Annotated in this window: 12 protein-coding genes; 7 read left to right on the plus strand and 5 right to left on the minus strand. The window is 71.2% G+C overall.

What is annotated here, in order from left to right; genetic code table 11:
- Nucleotides 1-23: 23 nt before the first annotated feature.
- Together OHS18_RS42145 and OHS18_RS42150 are read left to right on the plus strand one after the other, a co-directional pair.
- Nucleotides 24-1,160 carry an acyl-CoA dehydrogenase family protein gene (locus OHS18_RS42145; protein ID WP_328614574.1) on the plus strand — a complete coding sequence of 379 codons (1,137 nt, stop codon included), beginning with the start codon at nt 24-26 and terminating at the stop codon, nt 1,158-1,160.
- A 56-nt stretch (nt 1,161-1,216) separates the two neighbouring features.
- Nucleotides 1,217-2,164 carry an SDR family NAD(P)-dependent oxidoreductase gene (locus tag OHS18_RS42150; RefSeq protein WP_328614575.1) on the plus strand — a complete coding sequence of 316 codons (948 nt, stop codon included), beginning with the start codon at nt 1,217-1,219 and terminating at the stop codon, nt 2,162-2,164.
- Here the strand turns inward: OHS18_RS42150 and OHS18_RS42155 are convergent.
- The gene (locus tag OHS18_RS42155; RefSeq protein ID WP_328614576.1) at nt 2,161-3,339 is read right to left on the minus strand and encodes an aminotransferase class V-fold PLP-dependent enzyme; all 1,179 of its coding nucleotides are present in this window, start codon (nt 3,337-3,339) and stop codon (nt 2,161-2,163) included. The genes OHS18_RS42150 and OHS18_RS42155 overlap by 4 nt on opposite strands.
- 45 nt (nt 3,340-3,384) lie before the next feature.
- Here OHS18_RS42155 and OHS18_RS42160 point away from each other — a divergent pair, with 45 nt between their 5' ends.
- Nucleotides 3,385-4,017, plus strand: coding sequence for a GntR family transcriptional regulator (locus OHS18_RS42160; RefSeq protein ID WP_328614577.1), 633 nt, complete (start codon nt 3,385-3,387; stop codon nt 4,015-4,017).
- A complete protein-coding gene (locus tag OHS18_RS42165) occupies nt 4,014-4,766 on the plus strand; it encodes a metallophosphoesterase (protein WP_328614578.1) in 753 nt (250 codons plus the stop codon). The genes OHS18_RS42160 and OHS18_RS42165 overlap by 4 nt, the downstream gene beginning before the upstream one ends.
- 92 nt (nt 4,767-4,858) lie before the next feature.
- On the opposite strand, the gene OHS18_RS42170 is transcribed toward OHS18_RS42165, so the two are convergent.
- From OHS18_RS42170 to OHS18_RS42185, 4 genes are all read right to left on the minus strand, one after another.
- On the minus strand, nt 4,859-6,484 hold the full coding sequence (locus OHS18_RS42170; RefSeq protein WP_328614579.1) for a CocE/NonD family hydrolase: 1,626 nt from the start codon (nt 6,482-6,484) through the stop codon (nt 4,859-4,861).
- Nucleotides 6,485-6,569: 85 nt separating this feature from the next.
- The gene (locus OHS18_RS42175) at nt 6,570-7,496 is read right to left on the minus strand and encodes an asparaginase (RefSeq protein ID WP_328614580.1); all 927 of its coding nucleotides are present in this window, start codon (nt 7,494-7,496) and stop codon (nt 6,570-6,572) included.
- Nucleotides 7,493-8,917: an amino acid permease gene (locus OHS18_RS42180; protein ID WP_328443104.1), complete on the minus strand. Its 1,425-nt coding sequence runs from the start codon at nt 8,915-8,917 to the stop codon at nt 7,493-7,495. Before OHS18_RS42180 ends, OHS18_RS42175 begins: the two co-directional genes overlap by 4 nt.
- A 4-nt stretch (nt 8,918-8,921) precedes the next feature.
- Entirely contained in the window at nt 8,922-9,569 is a 648-nt protein-coding gene (locus OHS18_RS42185; RefSeq protein WP_328459024.1) for a FadR/GntR family transcriptional regulator, read from the minus strand.
- Nucleotides 9,570-9,739: 170 nt separating this feature from the next.
- On the opposite strand from OHS18_RS42185, the gene OHS18_RS42190 reads away from it, so the two are divergent.
- The 3 genes from OHS18_RS42190 to OHS18_RS42200 all read left to right on the plus strand — a co-directional run bounded on the left by OHS18_RS42190 (nt 9,740) and on the right by OHS18_RS42200 (nt 17,630).
- Nucleotides 9,740-12,280 (plus strand): GH92 family glycosyl hydrolase, encoded by a 2,541-nt coding sequence (locus OHS18_RS42190; RefSeq protein WP_328614581.1) that lies wholly within the window; start codon nt 9,740-9,742, stop codon nt 12,278-12,280.
- A gap of 198 nt (nt 12,281-12,478) precedes the next feature.
- On the plus strand, nt 12,479-16,072 hold the full coding sequence (gene dnaE / locus OHS18_RS42195) for a DNA polymerase III subunit alpha (protein WP_328443102.1): 3,594 nt from the start codon (nt 12,479-12,481) through the stop codon (nt 16,070-16,072).
- A gap of 73 nt (nt 16,073-16,145) precedes the next feature.
- Nucleotides 16,146-17,630, plus strand: coding sequence for an MFS transporter (locus OHS18_RS42200; RefSeq protein ID WP_328443101.1), 1,485 nt, complete (start codon nt 16,146-16,148; stop codon nt 17,628-17,630).
- The last annotated feature ends 139 nt before the right edge of the window (nt 17,631-17,769 follow it).

The raw sequence follows: 17,769 nt of genomic DNA on the forward strand, positions 1-17,769 counted from the left end.
CGCTACCGGGTACCGTGCGACGGATGGACGTGGACGTTTTCGGGCAGGTGCTCGGCGCGGTGCGGGACTTCGTGCGCAAGGAGGTCGTCCCCCGCGAGGCGGAGATCGACGAAACCGACGAAATCCCCGCCGGGATCCGGGAGAAGGCGGCGGAACTGGGCCTGTTCGGCTGGGCGCTGCCGGAGGAGTACGGCGGCCTCGGGCTCGGCATGGCCGAAGACGTCCGGCTGGCCATCGAGCTCGGCTGGACGACGCCGGCGTTCCGATCCCTGTTCGGCACCAACAACGGCATCGCGGGCCAGGCGATCGTGCACTACGGGACGCCGGACCAGCGCACCCGCTGGCTGCCCCGGCTCGCCGCCGGCCAGGCGATCGCGTCGTTCGCGCTCACCGAGGCCGAAGCCGGCTCCGACCCCAGCGGGCTCACCAGCCGCGCGGTCCGCGACGGCGACCGCTACCGGCTCTCGGGCACCAAGCGGTTCATCACCAACGCGCCGCTCGCCGAGGTCTTCGTCGTGTTCGCGCGCACCGAGCCGGACAGCGCCGGCAGCCGCGGCATCTCCGCCCTGCTGGTGCCCGCGGGCGCGCCCGGCGTCACCGTCGGCCCGCACGACGCCAAGATGGGCCAGGCCGGCGCGTGGACGTCGGAAGTGGTCTTCGACGACGTCGAGGTGTCGGCGGACGCGCTGGTCGGTGAGGCGGGCAAGGGCTTCGGCATCGCGATGGCCTCGCTCGCCCGCGGCCGGCTGCACATCGCGGCGCTGTGCGTCGGGATGGCGGAACGCGCGCTGGCCGAAGCCGTCGACTACGCGCGCACGGCCCGCCAAGGTGGTCACCCGATCGGGGAGTTCCAGCTGGTGCAGGCGCTGCTGGCGGAGTCGCACGCCGAGCTGGCGGCCGGGCGCGCGATGGTGCACGAAGCCGCCGCGAAGTACGACTCGGGTGAGGACCGCAAGCTCGGGCCGTCGTCGGCGAAGCTGTTCTGCACCGAGATGCTCGGCCGGGTCGCCGACCGCGCGGTGCAGGTGCACGGCGGGATGGGGTACGTCCGGGGCGTCACGGTCGAGCGGATCTACCGCGACGCGCGGCTGTTTCGGATCTACGAGGGCACCAGCGAGATCCAGAAGCTCGTGATCGCGCGGCAGCTGCTCAACGGCTGATCCGTGGGTCACGCCGGCTTGCGCTGGAGTTCACTCCAGCTCTTAGTGTCGCGGACATGACCACTGCACAGCACAAGATCGGCTCGGGCTTCGGCGCCACCAGCACGGCGTCCGACGTCCTGGCCGGCATCGACCTGACCGGCAAGCTCGCGATCGTCACCGGCGGCTACTCGGGCATCGGCCTCGAGACGACGCGCGCGCTGACGCGGGCGGGCGCGCACGTCGTCGTCCCGGCCCGCCGCCGCGCGACGGCGGAAGAAGCGTTGCGGGACTTGAAGAACGTCGAGATCGACGAGCTGGACCTCGGTGACCTCGACAGCGTCCGCGCGTTCGCCGGGCGGTTCGTCGCGTCCGGGCGCGGCATCGACATCTTCATCGGCAGCGCCGGGATCATGGCGGCGCCGGAGACGCGCGTCGGCCCGGGCTGGGAGGCGCAGTTCGCGACCAACCACCTCGGCCACTTCGCGCTGGTGAACCGGCTCTGGCCGGCGTTCGACCCGGGCGCCCGCGTCGTCTCGGTCTCCTCGCGCGGCCACCACTACGGTCCGGTCCGCTTCGACGACCTGGATTTCGAGCAGGGTTACGACAAGTGGCTCGCCTACGGCCAGGCGAAGACGGCGAACGTCCTCTTCGCGGTCCAGCTCGACAAGCTCGGCCAGGACCGCGGCGTCCGCGCGTTTTCCCTGCACCCGGGCCGGATCCTCACCGACCTCGTGCGGCACCTGGAGCGCCAGGAGCTGATCGACGCCGGCATGGTCGACGAGACCGGGCAGGTCACCGGCGGCGCCAAGACGCCCGAGGAGGGTGCGGCGACCCAGGTCTGGGCGGCGACGTCCCCGCAGCTCGACGGCATGGGTGGCGTCTACCTCGACGACTGCGACATCGCCGAGCCCGCCCCCGCGGACGGCACGCGAGCGGGCGTGCGCGACTACGCCGTCGACCCGGCGCTCGCCGAGCGGCTGTGGACGGTGTCGGCCGAACTGACCGGCGTCACCGCCTTCTAGAGCCGCTCGACCGCCTTCACCAGCAGCTCGATCTCGTCCTCGGTGTTGTAGTAGTGCACCGACGCGCGGACCAGGTCCGGCAGGTCGCGGGCGGTGAAGTCGAACTGCGCCGACGTGCGGGACGACACCGACGTGTTGATCCCCGCCGCCGACAGCCGCGTTTTGATGTCCGCGGCGGGGGTGCCCTCGACGCTGAACGTGACGATGCCGCACTTCTTCGCGCCGGCGTCGTGCACTCGCGCGCCGACGTCGGCGAGCCGCCCGCGCAGCGTCTCGGCCAGCGAGGCGACGCGGGCTTCGATGGCCGGCAGGCCCCACCCGAGCGCGTAGTCGATGGCCGCGCCGAGGCCGGACACCGCGGCGAAGTCCTTCTCCCAGACCTCGAAGCGCTTGGCGGTCGGGTCGACGACGTACTCCGCGGGCGACGTCCAGACCGCCGAGTGCAGGTCGAGCATCGCCGGCTCCAGCCGCTCGCGCAGCCGCGGGTGGACGTAGAGGAAACCGGTCCCGCGCGGGCCGCGCAGGTACTTGCGGCCGGTCACCGACAGCGCGTCGCACTTCAGGCGCGAGACGTCGAGGTCGACCTGGCCGGCGGACTGGCACGCGTCGAGCAGGAACGGGATCCCGGCGGCCCGCGCGACCTCGCCGATCGCCTCGGCCGGGTTGACCAGCCCGCCCTGGGTGGGCACGTGGCTGACGGCGATCAGCTTGACGTCGCCGTCGACCCGGCGGCGAAGGTCGTCCACGTCCAGCTGGCCGGACTCGTCGTCGCCGACCACCTCGACGACCGCGCCGGTGCGCCGGGCGACCTGCAGGTACGCGATCGCGTTGCTGGCGTACTCCGCGCTGGAGGTGAGGATCCGGTCGCCCGCGGCGAACGGCAGCGCGTAGAAGACGGCCTGCCAGGACCGCGTCGCGTTGTCGGTGACGGCGATGTCGTCGGGTTCGCCGCCGACCAGCCGCGCCGCCGACGCGTACACCGCCGCCAGCTGATCTTTGGTTTCGGCGGCCGCTTCGTACCCGCCGACCAGCGCTTCGTGACGCAGGTAGCCCACCACCGTGTCCGTCACGACGGCCGGGGGCAGGGCGGATCCGGCGTTGTTGAAGTGGACCACTTCCGCGCAGCCGGGGGTCTCACGGCGGGCGCGGTCGACATCGAAGCCGTCAAAGGTCATACCAACTGAATACAGTACGTCCCGATTGCATGCAATACTGCCCGGATGGCCCGCACTCCTTTGCGCAGCGATCTCATCGAGGAGATCACCACCCGCGTGCTCGACGGGCGGCTCGCCGCCGGCGCCCGCGTCAACGAGGTGCACCTGGCCCGCGAACTGGGCGTCAGCCGGACCCCGCTGCGGGAGGCGCTGATCGGGCTCGCCGGCCGCGGCCTGCTCGTCGCCGAGCCGGGTCGCGGGTTCCTCGTGCCGCCGTTCGACCCGGACGAGGCCCGCCGGCTCTACCCGCTGGTCGCCGAGCTGGAGGCGCTCGCCCTGCGCTGGACGTCGCCGCTGGAGCTCGCCGGGCTGCCCGACGCGCTCGACGTCGTCGCCGACGAGATGGCCGCGGCGCTGGACCGCGGCGCGGATCTGTCCGAAGTGGACGAACGGTGGCACGCGCTGCTGCTGTCCCGCTGCCCGAACCCGCACCTACTGCGGTTGATCGAGCAGACGAAGCCGCTGCTCAAGCGGTACGAATCGTGCTACTTCGGCGGGGCCGCCCGCGCCGGGGAGAGCATCGGCGAGCACCGCCGGATCGCCGCGGCACTGCGGGACGGCGACCTGCCGGCGGCGACCGCGGTGCTCGTCCGCAACTGGGTGAAAGCCTTGGCGTACCTGGGGAAGGACGAAAGATGATCATCGCGCACCTGAGCGACCTGCACCTCGACGGCGGACCGCGCGCGGAGGAACGCGTCGCGGCCGTGATGGCGTACCTGAACGGGCTGGCCGTCGCCGCGATCGTCGTCACCGGCGACATCGCCGACCACGGCGCGGCCTCGGAGTACGCGCGCGCCGCCGAACTGCTGAAGCACCCGGCGCCGGTGCTGGTCTGCCCCGGCAATCACGACGTCCGCGCGGAATTCCGGAAAGGCCTGCTCGACCTGCCCGCGTCCGACGGCCCGATCGACCTCGCCCGGGAGATCGACGGCGTGCTGTTCGCGATGTGCGACTCGACGATCCCCGGCCGCGGCTCGGGCTACCTCGCCGACGAGACCCTGGACTGGCTCGACGGTGTGCTGTCCGGCGGCGACGGCCCGGCGTTCGTCGCCTTCCACCACCCGCCGGTCGAGGTCGGCGTCCCGCTGGTGGACGGGATCCGGCAGTCGGGGGAGGAGCGGCTGGCGGCCGTGCTGGCCCGTCACCCGCGCGTGGCGGCCTTGCTCGCCGGCCACGTCCACACCGGCGCGTCGACGACGTTCGCCGGCGTGCCACTGCGGATCGCGCCCGGCGTGGTGTCGACGTCGCTGCTGCCCGCCGAGCCGGGCGGCGACCGGGGCTGGGACGAGGGCGGGCCGCTGGAGTACGACCGGCCGCCGTCGCTGCTGCTGCACGTGCTGCACGACGACGGCCGGGTGACCACGCACCACCGCGTGCTCACATACTGAGAATTCCCTCCCAAACGACGCATCTTTCCTAGGGAAAGTGACGCTTGGGGCCCCCGAAGCGCCACTTTCACGGGGAAAGTGGCGTCCTGGGGCTAGGGGGTGAACACCGGCAGCGTGATGCGGGACGGCCGGGCCGCGTCGTGGAAGATCTCGAAGCGGTTGGCCTTGCCGTCGACCGCCGCGGTGATCGGCTCGTCCGTACCGTGGTTGCGCGCGAAGCGGGGGAACGCGCCGCCCGCGATCTGGACGCGCAGCCGGTGGCCGCGGCGGAAGCGGTAGGCGGTCGGGTCGAGCGTGACCTCCGCCATCACCACGCCGCCGGTGTCCGCCTCGGGGACGCCCGGGCGCAGCCGGAGGATCCCGTCGGTGACGTTGCGCGAGACGCCGCCCGCGTCGACGTCGCAGAGCCGGACGTAGACGTCGGCGTGCCCGAGCTCGGTGCGCACGTGCACGGTCGCGGCCACGTCGCCGATGACGTCCAGGTCGGACGCCAGCGGTTCGCCGGTGAAGACCAGCACGTCCGGGCGGGCCTCGATCTCCTGGTTGTCCTTCTGCTTCCAGTCACCCGTCAGCAGCGGTCCGCCGACCGCCGGGGTCGGGTCCGCCGGGTCGTAGGTGAACGTCGTCGGCCGGGCCTCGTCGCCGCCCACTTCGCCGAGCCCGCCGATCGGCCGCAGGTGCGACGCCGTCGCGGTGGACGGCGGCGGCCACGTCTCGAAGTCCAGCCAGGTGTCCGCGCCCTGCAGGAAGATCCGGACCGGCGCGCGCTGCAGGAACGTGCGGTCGCCGAGCAGGTGGGCGCGCAGGAACCCGAGCTGGTCCTGGATCATCGGGCGCATGCTGGCCGGCTCGCCGTGCGCCCACGGGCCGACCGTGAGGCGCGGGGCCTTGCCCGCCTCGGCGAGCCGCCGGAAGTCCTGCAGCTGCCCGCGGATGAACAGGTCGTACCAGCCGGTGACCATCGACACCGGGACGTCGAGCTTCTCGACGTCGGCGCTGTGGTCGGACATCGCCCAGTAGGTGTCGTCCGGTACGAAGTGCTCGGTGATGTCCTGCAGGAACTTCACCGGCTTCCCGATCGCGGCGACGTCGGCGCCGCTGAGCGGCAGGTGCGCCATCGCGCGGCGCGTCTTGCGCGCCTGCAGCGGGTTCGGGAACGCGCCGAAGCGCTCTTCCTGGCGGCCGATCATCGCCGACCACGACACCATGTTGTCCGCCGCGAGCACGCCGCCCGGGTAGAACGTCGAGACGAACTCCGACGCCGTGACGCCGAGGCACATCGCGGCCAGCGGCGGGTCGAGGTACGGCCCGATCGCCCACTGCGTGTGCCCGAGGTAGCTGGCGCCCGCCATGGCGAGGTTGCCGTCGCACCACGGCTGCGCGCGCAGCCACTCGGCGGTGGCGATGCCGTCCTCGCGCTCGAGGTGGAACGGCCGGAACTCGCCGCCGGAGCCGAACGAGCCGCGGGTGCTCTGGATGACCGTCTGCAGCCCGTGCCGCGAGAACGTGTTCCCGAACAGCTTCGACAGGAGACCGGCGCGCCCGTACGGCGTGCGGATCAGCACCACCGGCGCCGGGGTGTCGCCCGCCGGGGCGTACCGGTCCGCGAGCAGCGTGACGCCGTCGGTCATCGGCACCGGCAGGTCGCGCGTGACGACCGGTTTCGGTCCTTCGGCGCGGGGGAGTCCGAGAGCTCTGTCGACAAGTCGGTCCAGCACGGGCACACGCCTTCCGAAGCGGAGTCATACCTTCCGGATCCGACGGTACCCGAGGTCGCGCGCCCGGCAACCGGAGCGACGGGGCTCAGTGGCTCCCCACGCCGAGTGCCCCGGCCAGGTTCCCGGTGACGCGCAGGTTCTCCGGCCCGGACGGGACGTCGATCCCGCACAGTCCCAGCGCCGCGGCCAGCACCGGCCGCCGGGCGCGGTCGCCGCCGTCGGCGATCTTGAACGCGATCGCCGTGCCGTCCGGCAGCGCCGCGACCTGGACGGCCTCGAAGCCGTCCTTCGCGATCAGCCCGGGCACGGCGCGCATCACGGCGGTGACGTCGCGGCGGCTGCCGCCGACCAGCTCGGGGTGCCGGCGGATCCCGTCGGCGACCAGGCCTTCGGGCGTTCCCGGCGCGGCCGCGGCGATCTTCGACACGGCCGTGGCGAGGCCGCGCAGCGTGGTCGCGAAGAGCGGCGCGCCGCAGCCGTCGACCGCCACCCGCAGGACCGCGCGTCCGGTCAGGTCCTCGACGGTGGCGGCGATCGCGCGCTGCAGCGGGTGCGCCGGATCGAGGTAGCCGTCGGTGCTCCAGCCGTTCAGCTCACAGGTCGCCAGCATCGCCGCGTGCTTGCCGGAGCAGTTGTGCGCGAGCCGGCTCGGGGCCCGCCCGGTCGCGACCCAGTGGTCGCGTTCGACCGGGTCGTACGGGAAGTCGGCAGGGTTGCCCAGCTCGTCCGGCGAGCGCTCGCCGAGCACCGCCGACGCGGCGTCGAGGTGCACCGGCTCGCCGGAGTGGCTGGCCGCCGCGATGGCGAACCCGGCGGCCGGCAGCCGCAGCCCGAGCCGGGCCATCGCCGTGGCCTGCAGCGGTTTCGCCGTCGACCGCGGGTACATCGGGGCGTCCGGGGCGCCGGCGCCGAACAACGTCGTGCCGTCCGGGGCGAGCACGATCACCGAGCCGTGGTGCCCGCCTTCGACCATGCCGTCGCGCACCAGCTCGACCAGGAGTTCGTGGTTCACAGCCCCGCCTTGTCGAACGCGCGCATGTCGATCCGCTTCCGCACCGCGAACCAGCCGGCGACCAGCGCGAGCGCGATCACGGGCAGCGCCAGGAGCGTGATCCGGCCGGTCTCGTCGAAGCCCATCAGCACCACGACGGCGGCGAGGAACACCAGCGTCACGATCTCGGTGTAGGGCGAGAACGGCAGCCGGAACGCCGGCCGTTCGAGCCCGTCCCGTTCGGTCTTGCGGACGAACAGGAGGTGGCAGAGCACGATGATGGCCCAGGTCGCGAGGATGCCGATCGCGGCGAAGTTCAGCACGATGTCGAAGGCCTCCTTCGGCACCAGGTAGTTCAGGCCCACGCCGAGCACGCAGACCGACGCCGTCAGCAGGATCCCGCCGTAGGGCACCTGGTTGCGGTTCATCACGCCGGTGAACTTCGGCGCGGAGCCGGCCGTGGCCATCGACCGCAGGATCCGGCCGGTCGAGTACAGCCCCGAATTGAGACTCGACAGCGCCGCGGTGAGCACGACCAGGTTCATCACGCTGTCCGCGGCCGGCACGCCCAGGTGCGACAGCACGGTGACGAACGGGCTCTGGTCCTTCGTGTAGGAGCTCCACGGCAGCAGCATCGCCAGCAGCACGACCGAGCCGACGTAGAACACCGCGATGCGCCACATGATGGAGTTGATCGCCTTCGGCATGATCTTCTCCGGGTTTTCGGTCTCGCCCGCGGCGACGCCGACCAGCTCGATCGACGCGTAGGCGAACACCACGCCCTGCACGATCAGCACCATCGGCAGCAGCCCGGCCGGGAAGATCCCGCCGTGCCCGGTGATCAGCTGCGGCCCGCCCGCGACGCCGTCGATCGGCGTGCGCGTCACCAGCAGCACGATCCCGATCACCATGAACAGCACCAGCGCGGCGACCTTGACGATGGCGAACCAGAACTCCATCTCGCCGAACAGCTTCACCGACACCAGGTTCAGCGTCAGCACGACGGCGAGCGCGATCAGCGCGAGCACCCACTGCGGGATCGGCGAGAAGAACGACCAGAAGTGCGCGTAGAGCGCGATGGCCGTGATGTCGGCGATGCCCGTGGTCGACCAGTTCAGGAAGTGCATCCAGCCGGCGACGTACGCGCCCTTCTCGCCCATGAACTCCCGCGCGTAGGAGACGAACGCGCCGCTCGAAGGCCGGTACAGGATGAGCTCGCCGAGCGCGCGGACCACGAAGAACGCGAAGAGGCCGCAGACGGCGTAGACGATCGCCAGCGCCGGCCCGGCCTGGGCGAGCCGGCCGCCCGCGCCGAGGAACAGGCCGGTGCCGATGGCCCCGCCGATCGCGATCATGTTCACGTGCCGCGGCTTCAGGGCCTTGCTGTAACCGGCGTCGCCCGCGTCGGTGGCGGTCTCCGGGGTGAGGGTCTGTTCGGTCAAGGTGCTACTCGTCCCCGTTCACGATGCTGGTCAAGGTGTTTTCGACGTGCCGCAGGTGGGCCGTCATGGCCTCGACCGCGGCGGCTTCCGAGCCCTCGGCGATCGCCGTGACGATCTCGCGGTGCTCGATGTTCGACCGGTGACGGCGGTCGCCGAGCTGGTTGAGGAAGGCGGATTGGCGGGCCAGCGCGTCCCGGATCTCCTCGATCACCTTCCCGAACACGGGGTTGCCCGACGCCTGGGCGATGGTGATGTGGAACAGCGAGTCCAGCGCGACCCACGCGGTGTTGTCGGTCTCGGCGGCCATCCGCTCGACGAGGTGGCCGAGCAGGTCGAGGTCGTCGGCGGAGCGCCGCAGCGCCGCGTACCCGGCGACCGGGATCTCGACGTGGCGGCGCACCTCGATCAGGTCGCGGGCCGAGTACGGCCCGAACACCGGGTGCTCGGCGGGCCCGGTCGCGGTGACGAAGGTGCCCTTGCCGGACTTCGACTCGGTGAGCCCGAGCGCCTGCAGCCCGCGCAGCGCCTCCCGGACCACCGAGCGGCTGACCTCGAACTCCTTGCCCAGCGCGGCCTCGGACGGGAGCTTGTCGCCGACGGCGTACTCGCCGCGTTCGATCTGACGGCGCAGGTGGGCCAGCACGGCTTCCATGGCGCTCACCCGCCGCGGACCGGCTGTCCGGCTGTCGGACAGGTTCATGGATCGGATGCTCGGTCCCGGCCGGGGCGGTGTCAACGCGGGACGACGCGCTTGTGGCTCACCTCACCGGTCACCGTGACAACCGGACAGAAGTTCACCAGGTCGTTGACGAGCGCAAACGGGTGACCGTAGCGTTGCGCAGCGTCAAGCTGACAACGTTGTCGCACGTCACCGGCGAAGGGCGGGCCATGGCCGCGCGGAAGATCCTGACCCTGCTCGGCGCGGTGGCCCTGGCGGCGACGGCGTTCGCGACGCCCGCCGCGGCCGGCGTCGAGCTGGTCGCCGACCCGGCGTCCTACGTCGATCCGCTGATCGGCAGCACCAACGCGGGCAACACCTACCCCGGCGCGACGACGCCGTTCGGGATGATCGCCTGGAGCCCGACCACGACGAAGGGGCTGCAGAACGGGACCGGTGCCGCCGGCGGCTACCAGTACGACGTCACGCGGGTGCGCGGCTTCAGCCTCACCCACCTCAACGGCACCGGCTGCACACCCGGCGCGTCCGGCGACGTGCCGATCATGCCGTTCCCCGGCGCCGTCCTGTCCTCGCCGTCGGCCGACCGCACCGACCAGGTCTTCGCCAGCGACTTCTCGCACGCCGACGAGACCGCCGAGCCGGGCCACTACGGCGTCGGCCTGGCCAACGGCGTCGGCGTAAACCTCACCACCACCGACCGGGCCGGGCTCGGCCGCTTCACCTTCCCCGCGGACAAGCCCGCGAACCTGCTCTTCCGGACGTCGAACTCGCTGCCGGGCAGCTCGAACGCCTCGATCAGCATCGACGCGGCGCACCGGCGGGTGACCGGCTCGGTCGACTCGGGCGGCTTCTGCGGCCGCACCACCGGCGGCGAGGAGAACCAGCGCTCCTACTACACGCTGCACTTCAGCGTCACCTTCGACCAGCCGATCACCGGCCAGGGCACCTGGGTCGACGGCACCCTGCGGCCCGGCACGAGCAGCGCGACCGGCGGCGAGGGCTTCACCGACGCCGCACGCGTCGGCAAGGGCTCGGGCGGCTACGTCGGCTTCGACGCGAGCAAGGGCCCGGTCACCGCGCGGATCGGCATCTCCTACGTCAGCGCCGCGAACGCCCAGCGCAACGCCGACGCGGAGGTACCGGCGAACCGGTCGTTCGACAGCGTTCGCGCGTCGGCCCGGAAGGCGTGGCAGGACCAGCTGACGAAGATCGAGCTCGGCGGCGGCACGCACGCGCAGCTCACGACGTTCTACACCGCGCTCTACCACGCGCTGCAGCAGCCGAGCCTCGCCAGCGACGTCACGGGGGAGTACCTCGGCAGCGACCGGAAGGTCCACCGGCTCGCGAAGGGCCAGCACGCGCAGTACGGCACGTTCTCCGGCTGGGACGTCTACCGGGGGCAGGTCCAGCTGCTCGCGTTCCTCGACCCGGCCCGGGCGGGCGACTACGCCCAATCCCTCTACAACTTCGCCGGGCAGAACGGCGGGGAATGGGATCGGTGGCTGCACAACAACGGCGGCACGCACGTGATGTCCGGCGACCCGTCGGCGCCGGCGCTGGCCGGGATGTACGCCTTCGGCGCCCGCGGCTTCGACGTCCAAGGCGCCTTCGGCTCGCTGGCCCGCGCGGCCACCGTGCCGACCGCGAACGACACCCGCGACGCCGGCTGCCCGATCCAGTGCATCGGCCAGCGGCCGGGCCTGGCCGACTACCTGAAGCTGCACTACGCGCCGGACGACGCCTGCCACTGCTGGGGCTCGGCCGCCGAGACGCTCGAAGACTCCGTCGCCGACTTCGCGTTGTCGGACTGGGCGTCCCGCATCGGCCGTGACCCTTCCGCGTTCCTCGCGCGCTCCGGTTACTGGCGCAACCTGGTCAACCCGCGGGCGAGCGCGGACGGCCCGTACGTCCAGGCCCGCAAGGCCGACGGCTCGTGGGTGACGCCGTTCCAGCCGTCGACCGACACCGGCTTCGTCGAGGGCAGTAGCGCGCAGTACACGTGGATGGCCTCGCACGACGTCGCCGGCGTGGTCGGCGGCCTGGGTGGTGCGCCCGCCGCGCTGAAGCGCCTCGACGGCTTCTTCCACGACGCGGCCGGCGACTGGGCGCTGTCGGGTGCCGACGACGTCCACTACAACCCGGGCAACGAGCCGGACATCAACGCGCCCTGGCTGTACGACTACCTCGGCCGGCCGTGGCAGACGCAGCAGACGGTCCGCCGGATCGTGAACACGATCTACGGCCCGGGCACCGGCGGCCTGCCCGGCAACGACGACCTCGGCACCATGTCGGCGTGGTACGTCTTCGCCACGCTCGGCATGTTCCCGCAGGTCCCGAGCCGCGCGGACCTCGTGCTGGCGTCCCCGCTGTTCCCGCGCGCGGTCGTCCACCGCGGCAACGGCGCGACGATCACGGTCGAGGCCCCGCGCGCCTCGGCGGACACGTACTACGTCCAGGGCGTGCGCGTGAACGGCTCGCCGACGTCCAAGCCGTGGGTGGCGGAGTCGTTCGTCGCGAACGGCGGCACGATCACCTACGACCTGTCCACGACGCCGAACCCGTCGTGGGGCACGGCGCCCGCGGACGCCCCGCCGCAGGCCGCGCTCCCGGCGTTTCACCCGGACGTGGCCGCCCCGGGCGTCACGCCCAAGCCGTTCCGACCCCTCGTCACCCCCGCCGGCTGACGCTCCGGGTGACCGCCCGGCAGCACCGCGTGCCGTGATCATCACCGCCCGAAGCGGTGGCGCGTCGCACCGCCCGAACGGCTCCGGCGAGGAGCAGAATCGAGCGCGGCGAGCACCTGCGCGGGCCACTCGAGCCACGGGTTAGGGTGAGTGACCCGCGCGCAGCCGGTCCCACCGATCTAGGGGAGGTTTTCGCTGGTGTCGAACGATTCCTTCGTCCACCTGCACGTCCACACCGAGTACTCGATGCTCGACGGTGCGGCGAAGATCGCTCCCCTCTTCGCGGAGGCGGCGCGCCTCGGCATGCCCGCGGTCGGCATGACCGACCACGGCAACATGTACGGCGGCGACGAGTTCTACCAACAGTCGAAGAAACACGGCATCAAGCCGATCATCGGCATCGAGGCCTACGTCGCGCCGGAGAGCCGCTTCCACAAGAAGCCGGTCTTCTGGGGACAGCAGAACCAGCGCGGATCCGACGAGCTGGGTGAGGGCGGCGACGTCTCGGGCGCCGGCGCGTACACCCACATGACGATGCTCGCGCAGAACGCCACCGGCCTGCGGAACCTGTTCAAGCTGTCCTCGCTGGCCAGCATGCAGGGTTACTACCGCAAGCCCCGGATGGACCGCGAGCTGATCTCGGAGAACCACTCCGGGATCATCGCGACCACCGGCTGCCCGTCGGGCGAGGTGCAGACCCGGCTGCGGCTGGGCCAGAAGGAAGCGGCGATCCAGGCCGCGTCCGACTACAAGGACATCTTCGGCGCCGACAACTTCTTCCTCGAGCTGATGGACCACGGACTGCCGATCGAGCGGTCGGTCCGCGAGGGCCTCCTCGAGGTCGGCCGGCTGCTCGACCTCAAGCCGATCGCGACGAACGACTCGCACTACGTCACCAAGGACCAGGCCGACACGCACTCGGCGCTGCTGTGCGTCCAGGCCGGCAAGACCCTCAACGACCCGACCCGGTTCAAGTTCGACGGTGACGGCTACTACCTCAAGGCCGCCGCCGAGATGCGCGAGTACTGGGACAAGGAAGTCCCCGGCGCGTCGGACAACACGCTGCTGATCGCCGAGCGCATCGAGTCCTACGAGGACGTCTACTCGCACAAGGACCGGCTGCCGTTCTTCGAGGTGCCCGAGGGCTACGACCAGGGCGGCTGGCTGCGCGAAGAGGTCGCGAAGGGCCTGGCCTGGCGGTTCCCCGCCGGTCCGCCCGAGGGCTACGACGAGCGGATCGAGAAGGAGCTCGACGTCATCATCGGGAAGGGCTTCCCGGCCTACTTCCTGATCGTCGCCGACCTCATCAGCTACGCCCGCCGCGTCGGCATCCGCGTCGGCCCCGGCCGTGGTTCGGCCGCCGGTTCGCTGGTCGCGTACGTGCTCGGTATCACCAACCTGGACCCGATCCCGCAGAAGCTGCTGTTCGAGCGGTTCCTGAACCCCGAGCGCGTCTCGATGCCCGACATCGACATCGACTTCGACGACCGCCGCCGCGGCGAGATGATCCGGTACGCGACCGACAAGTACGGCGTCGACAAGGTCGCCCAGGTCATCACCTTCGGCACCATTAAGACCAAAGCGGCGATCAAGGACTCGGCGCGGGTCCACTTCGGCCAGCCGGGGTACGCGATCGCGGACAAGATCTCCAAGGCGCTGCCGCCGCCGATCATGGCGAAGGACATCCCGCTCTCGGGCATCGTCGACAGCAAGCACGAGCGCTTCGGCGAGGCCGCCGAGGTCCGCGCGCTGGTCGAGACGGACGAAGAGTGCAAGACGATCTTCGACACCGCCCGCGGTCTCGAGGGCCTGATCCGCAACGCGGGCGTGCACGCCTGCGCGGTCATCATGTCGTGCGACCCGCTGACCGACGCGATCCCGCTCTGGCAGCGGGACGACGGCTCGATCATCACCGGCTGGGACTACCCGTCGTGCGAGGCCATCGGCCTGCTGAAGATGGACTTCCTGGGCCTGCGGAACCTGACGGTCATCGGTGACGCGATCGACAACATCAAGACCAACCGCGGGATCGACATCGACCTCGACACCCTGGGCGTCGAGGACAAGGAGACCTACAAACTGCTCGCCCGCGGCGACACGCTCGGCGTGTTCCAGCTGGACGGCGGGCCCATGCGCGACCTGCTCCGCCGCATGGAGCCCACGGTGTTCGACGACATCGTCGCGGTCGGCGCGCTCTACCGCCCCGGTCCGATGGGCATGAACGCGCACAACGACTACGCCGACCGCAAGAACAACCGGCAGAAGGTCAAGCCGATCCACCCGGAGCTCGACGAGCCGCTGCGGGAGATCCTGGCCGACACCTACGGCCTGATCGTGTACCAAGAGCAGATCATGCACATCGGCCAGAAGGTGGCCGGGTACACGATGGGGCGCGCGGACGTGCTCCGCCGCGCGATGGGCAAGAAGAAGAAGGAAGTCCTCGACCTCGAGTACGACGGCTTCGAGGCCGGCATGAAGGCCAGCCCGCTGCTCGACGGCGGGTTCTCCGCCGAGGCCGTCAAGGCGCTCTGGGACACGATCCTCCCGTTCGCCGGGTACGCGTTCAACAAGAGCCACGCGGCCGCGTACGGCCTGATCTCCTACTGGACCGCCTACCTGAAGGCTAACTTCACGCCGGAGTACATGGCCGCGCTGCTCACGTCGGTCGGCGACAACAAGGACAAGTCGGCGGTCTACCTCTCCGAGTGCCGCCGGCTCGGCATCAAGGTGCTGCCGCCGGACGTCAACGAGTCGGCCCTGCGGTTCGCGGCCGTCGGGGAGGACATCCGCTTCGGCATGGGCGCGGTCCGCAACGTCGGCGCGAACGTCGTCGAGTCGATCATCAAGACCCGCGCGGAGAAGGGCAAGTACTCCACCTTCACCGACTTCCTCGACAAGTCCGAGCTCGTGGTCTGCAACAAGCGGGTCATCGAGTCGCTGATCAAGGCGGGCGGGTTCGACTCGCTCGGCTACACGCGGCTCTCGATGATCCAGGTCCACGAAGACGCGGTCGAAGCCGTCGTCCCGCTCAAGCGCCAGGAGGCGATGGGCCAGTTCGACCTGTTCGGCTTCGGCGGGGAAGACGGGGATGACAGCGCCGCAGCGGTTTCTTCGTCGCCGCTCGCGCACCTGAAGTTCGGCGAGGAGGAGTACCCGCGCAAGCAGCTGCTCGCCTACGAGCGCGAGATGCTCGGCCTGTACGTCTCGGCCCACCCGCTGGACGGCGCCGAGCGGATCCTGCGCAAGCACGCCCCGAAGCCGATCGCCGGCATCCTCGCCGACCCGCCCAAGGAGGGCGAGCTCGTCATCTCCGGGCTGATCACGTCGCTCGAGCGACGGGTCAACAAGAAGGGCGAGCCCTGGGCGATCTGCACCGTCGAGGACATGGACGCCTCGCTCGAGGTGCTCTTCTTCCCGAAGTCGTACGCGCTGTTCTCGAGTGAGCTGATCGAGGACAACGCGGTGCTGGTCAAGGGCCGCGTCAACTGGCGCGAAGACAAGATGTCCATCTTCGGCGGCGGCCTCGCGACGCTGGACCTGTCCGAGGTCGGCACGGGCAACGGCGACGACGAACCGCCGCTGGTCCTGCTGGCCGCGGCGGAGAAGATCGACCAGTCGGTGGTGAGCGAGCTGCGCTCCACGCTGCTCGCGCACAAGGGCGAGACGATGGTCCACCTCAAGCTGGTGGGGCGGAACCAGACGGTGTTCGCGCTCAACGACTACCCGGTCAAGGTCAGCTCGATGCTGATCGGCGAGCTCAAGGGCATCCGCGGGATCACCGCGTCCACCTGAGCAGGGCTTGCGACAGGGCCGGACCCGCGGGCACAACGCGCGCGGATCCGGCCCTTCGTGTTTGCTGGACGGGATGACTTCGTACGAACCCGATCCCCGCCGCTGGAAAGCGCTGGCCGTCTCCCTGACGGCCGGGTTCATGGGCCTGCTCGACGTCAGCATCGTCAACGTCGCGCTGCCGTCGATCCAGCGTGACCTGGGCGCGAGCGCCGGCGGGATCCGCTGGGTCGTCTCGGGCTACGCGCTGGCGTTCGGCCTGGTCCTGGTCACCGGCGGCCGCCTCGGCGACGCGTTCGGCCGCCGGAAGATGTTCCTCGGCGCCCTCGCGGCGTTCGTCGCCACCAGTGCCCTGGCCGGTGCGGCCCCGAACGAGACGACGCTGGTGCTCGCCCGGCTCGCCCAGGGCATCGCGGCGGGCATGCTCACCCCGCAGAACACCGGCCTGATCCAGGACCTCTTCCGCGGTCCCGAGCGCGGCCGCGCGTTCGGTGTGTTCGGCGCCGTCGTCGGCATCTCGACGGCGGTCGGCCCGATCCTCGGCGGCGTGATCCTCGCCGTCTTCGGTGATCCGGACGGCTGGCGCTGGGTGTTCTACGTCAACGTCCCGATCGGCGTGCTCGCCTTCGGCCTGGCGCTGCGGCTGCTGCCGCGCAGCGGGAAGAGCGAGCTCCGGCTGCGCTCGGCGATCGACTTCGTCGGGATCCTGCTGCTCGCCGTCGCGGTCCTCGGCGTGCTGCTCCCGGTGGTGGAGTCCGACAACGGCGGCCCGGCCCGGCTGTGGTGGATGTTCGTCGTCGCGCTCGTCTTCGGCGCCGCCTTCGTGCGCTGGGAGCACTCGCTGGTCCGGCGCGGCCGGTCGCCGCTGCTGGACACCCGGCTGTTCACCGGCACCCCGGGTTACGCCACGGGTGCCGCCGTGGGCGCGCTCTACTTCTGCGGGTTCGCCGGGATCTGGCTGGTCTTCGCGATGTTCTTCCAGCAGGGCCTCGGCTACACCCCGCTGCAGTCCGGGCTGTCGGTGACGCCGTTCGCGCTCGGCTCGGCGGTGGCCGCGGCCGTCGCCGGGCGGCTGGTGCCGCGCTTCGGACGCAAGCTCACCGTCACCGGACTGGTACTGGTCGCCCTCGGCCTGCTGGTCGTCGCGCTGCTGGCCCAACTGGTCCCGCCCGCGTCCGCGGGATGGGCGTTCGCGGTGCCGCTGGTGCTGGCCGGGGTCGGCGGCGGCATGGTGATCTCGCCGAACACGACGTTGACCCTGGAGTGCGTCCCGGTCCGGATGGCCGGCGTCGCGGGCGGCGCGCTGCAGACCGGGCAGCGGATCGGCACGGCGATCGGCACTGCCGTGCTCGCGTCGGTCTTCGGCGCGGTCGTCGGGACGGCGGGGGACTACCAGGTGGCGCTCACCGTCGCCCTCTGTTGCGCGGCCGTCCTGACGTGCGGCGCGCTGGGTCTCGCCGTGGCCGAACTGAGGGCGCGGAGACACCGTGCGCAGCTTTCCGGGCCGGATCGGGCGGCTCGCGAGGCCGAAACGTCCGCCGCGGACGTCCATCGGGGCTGAGACACTACTTTCCGCAGATTCGCGATGCTCCAAACGAGTGACCCGCGCGGAAAGGCACTGGTGCTACGCAGAGCAACCGGGTAGATCTTATGGAGCCTTCACTGCGCGGCTTCGGCTACCGACAGTGGCAATCGGTCGG

Source organism: Amycolatopsis sp. NBC_00355, from assembly GCF_036104975.1.
Lineage (GTDB): Bacteria > Actinomycetota > Actinomycetes > Mycobacteriales > Pseudonocardiaceae > Amycolatopsis.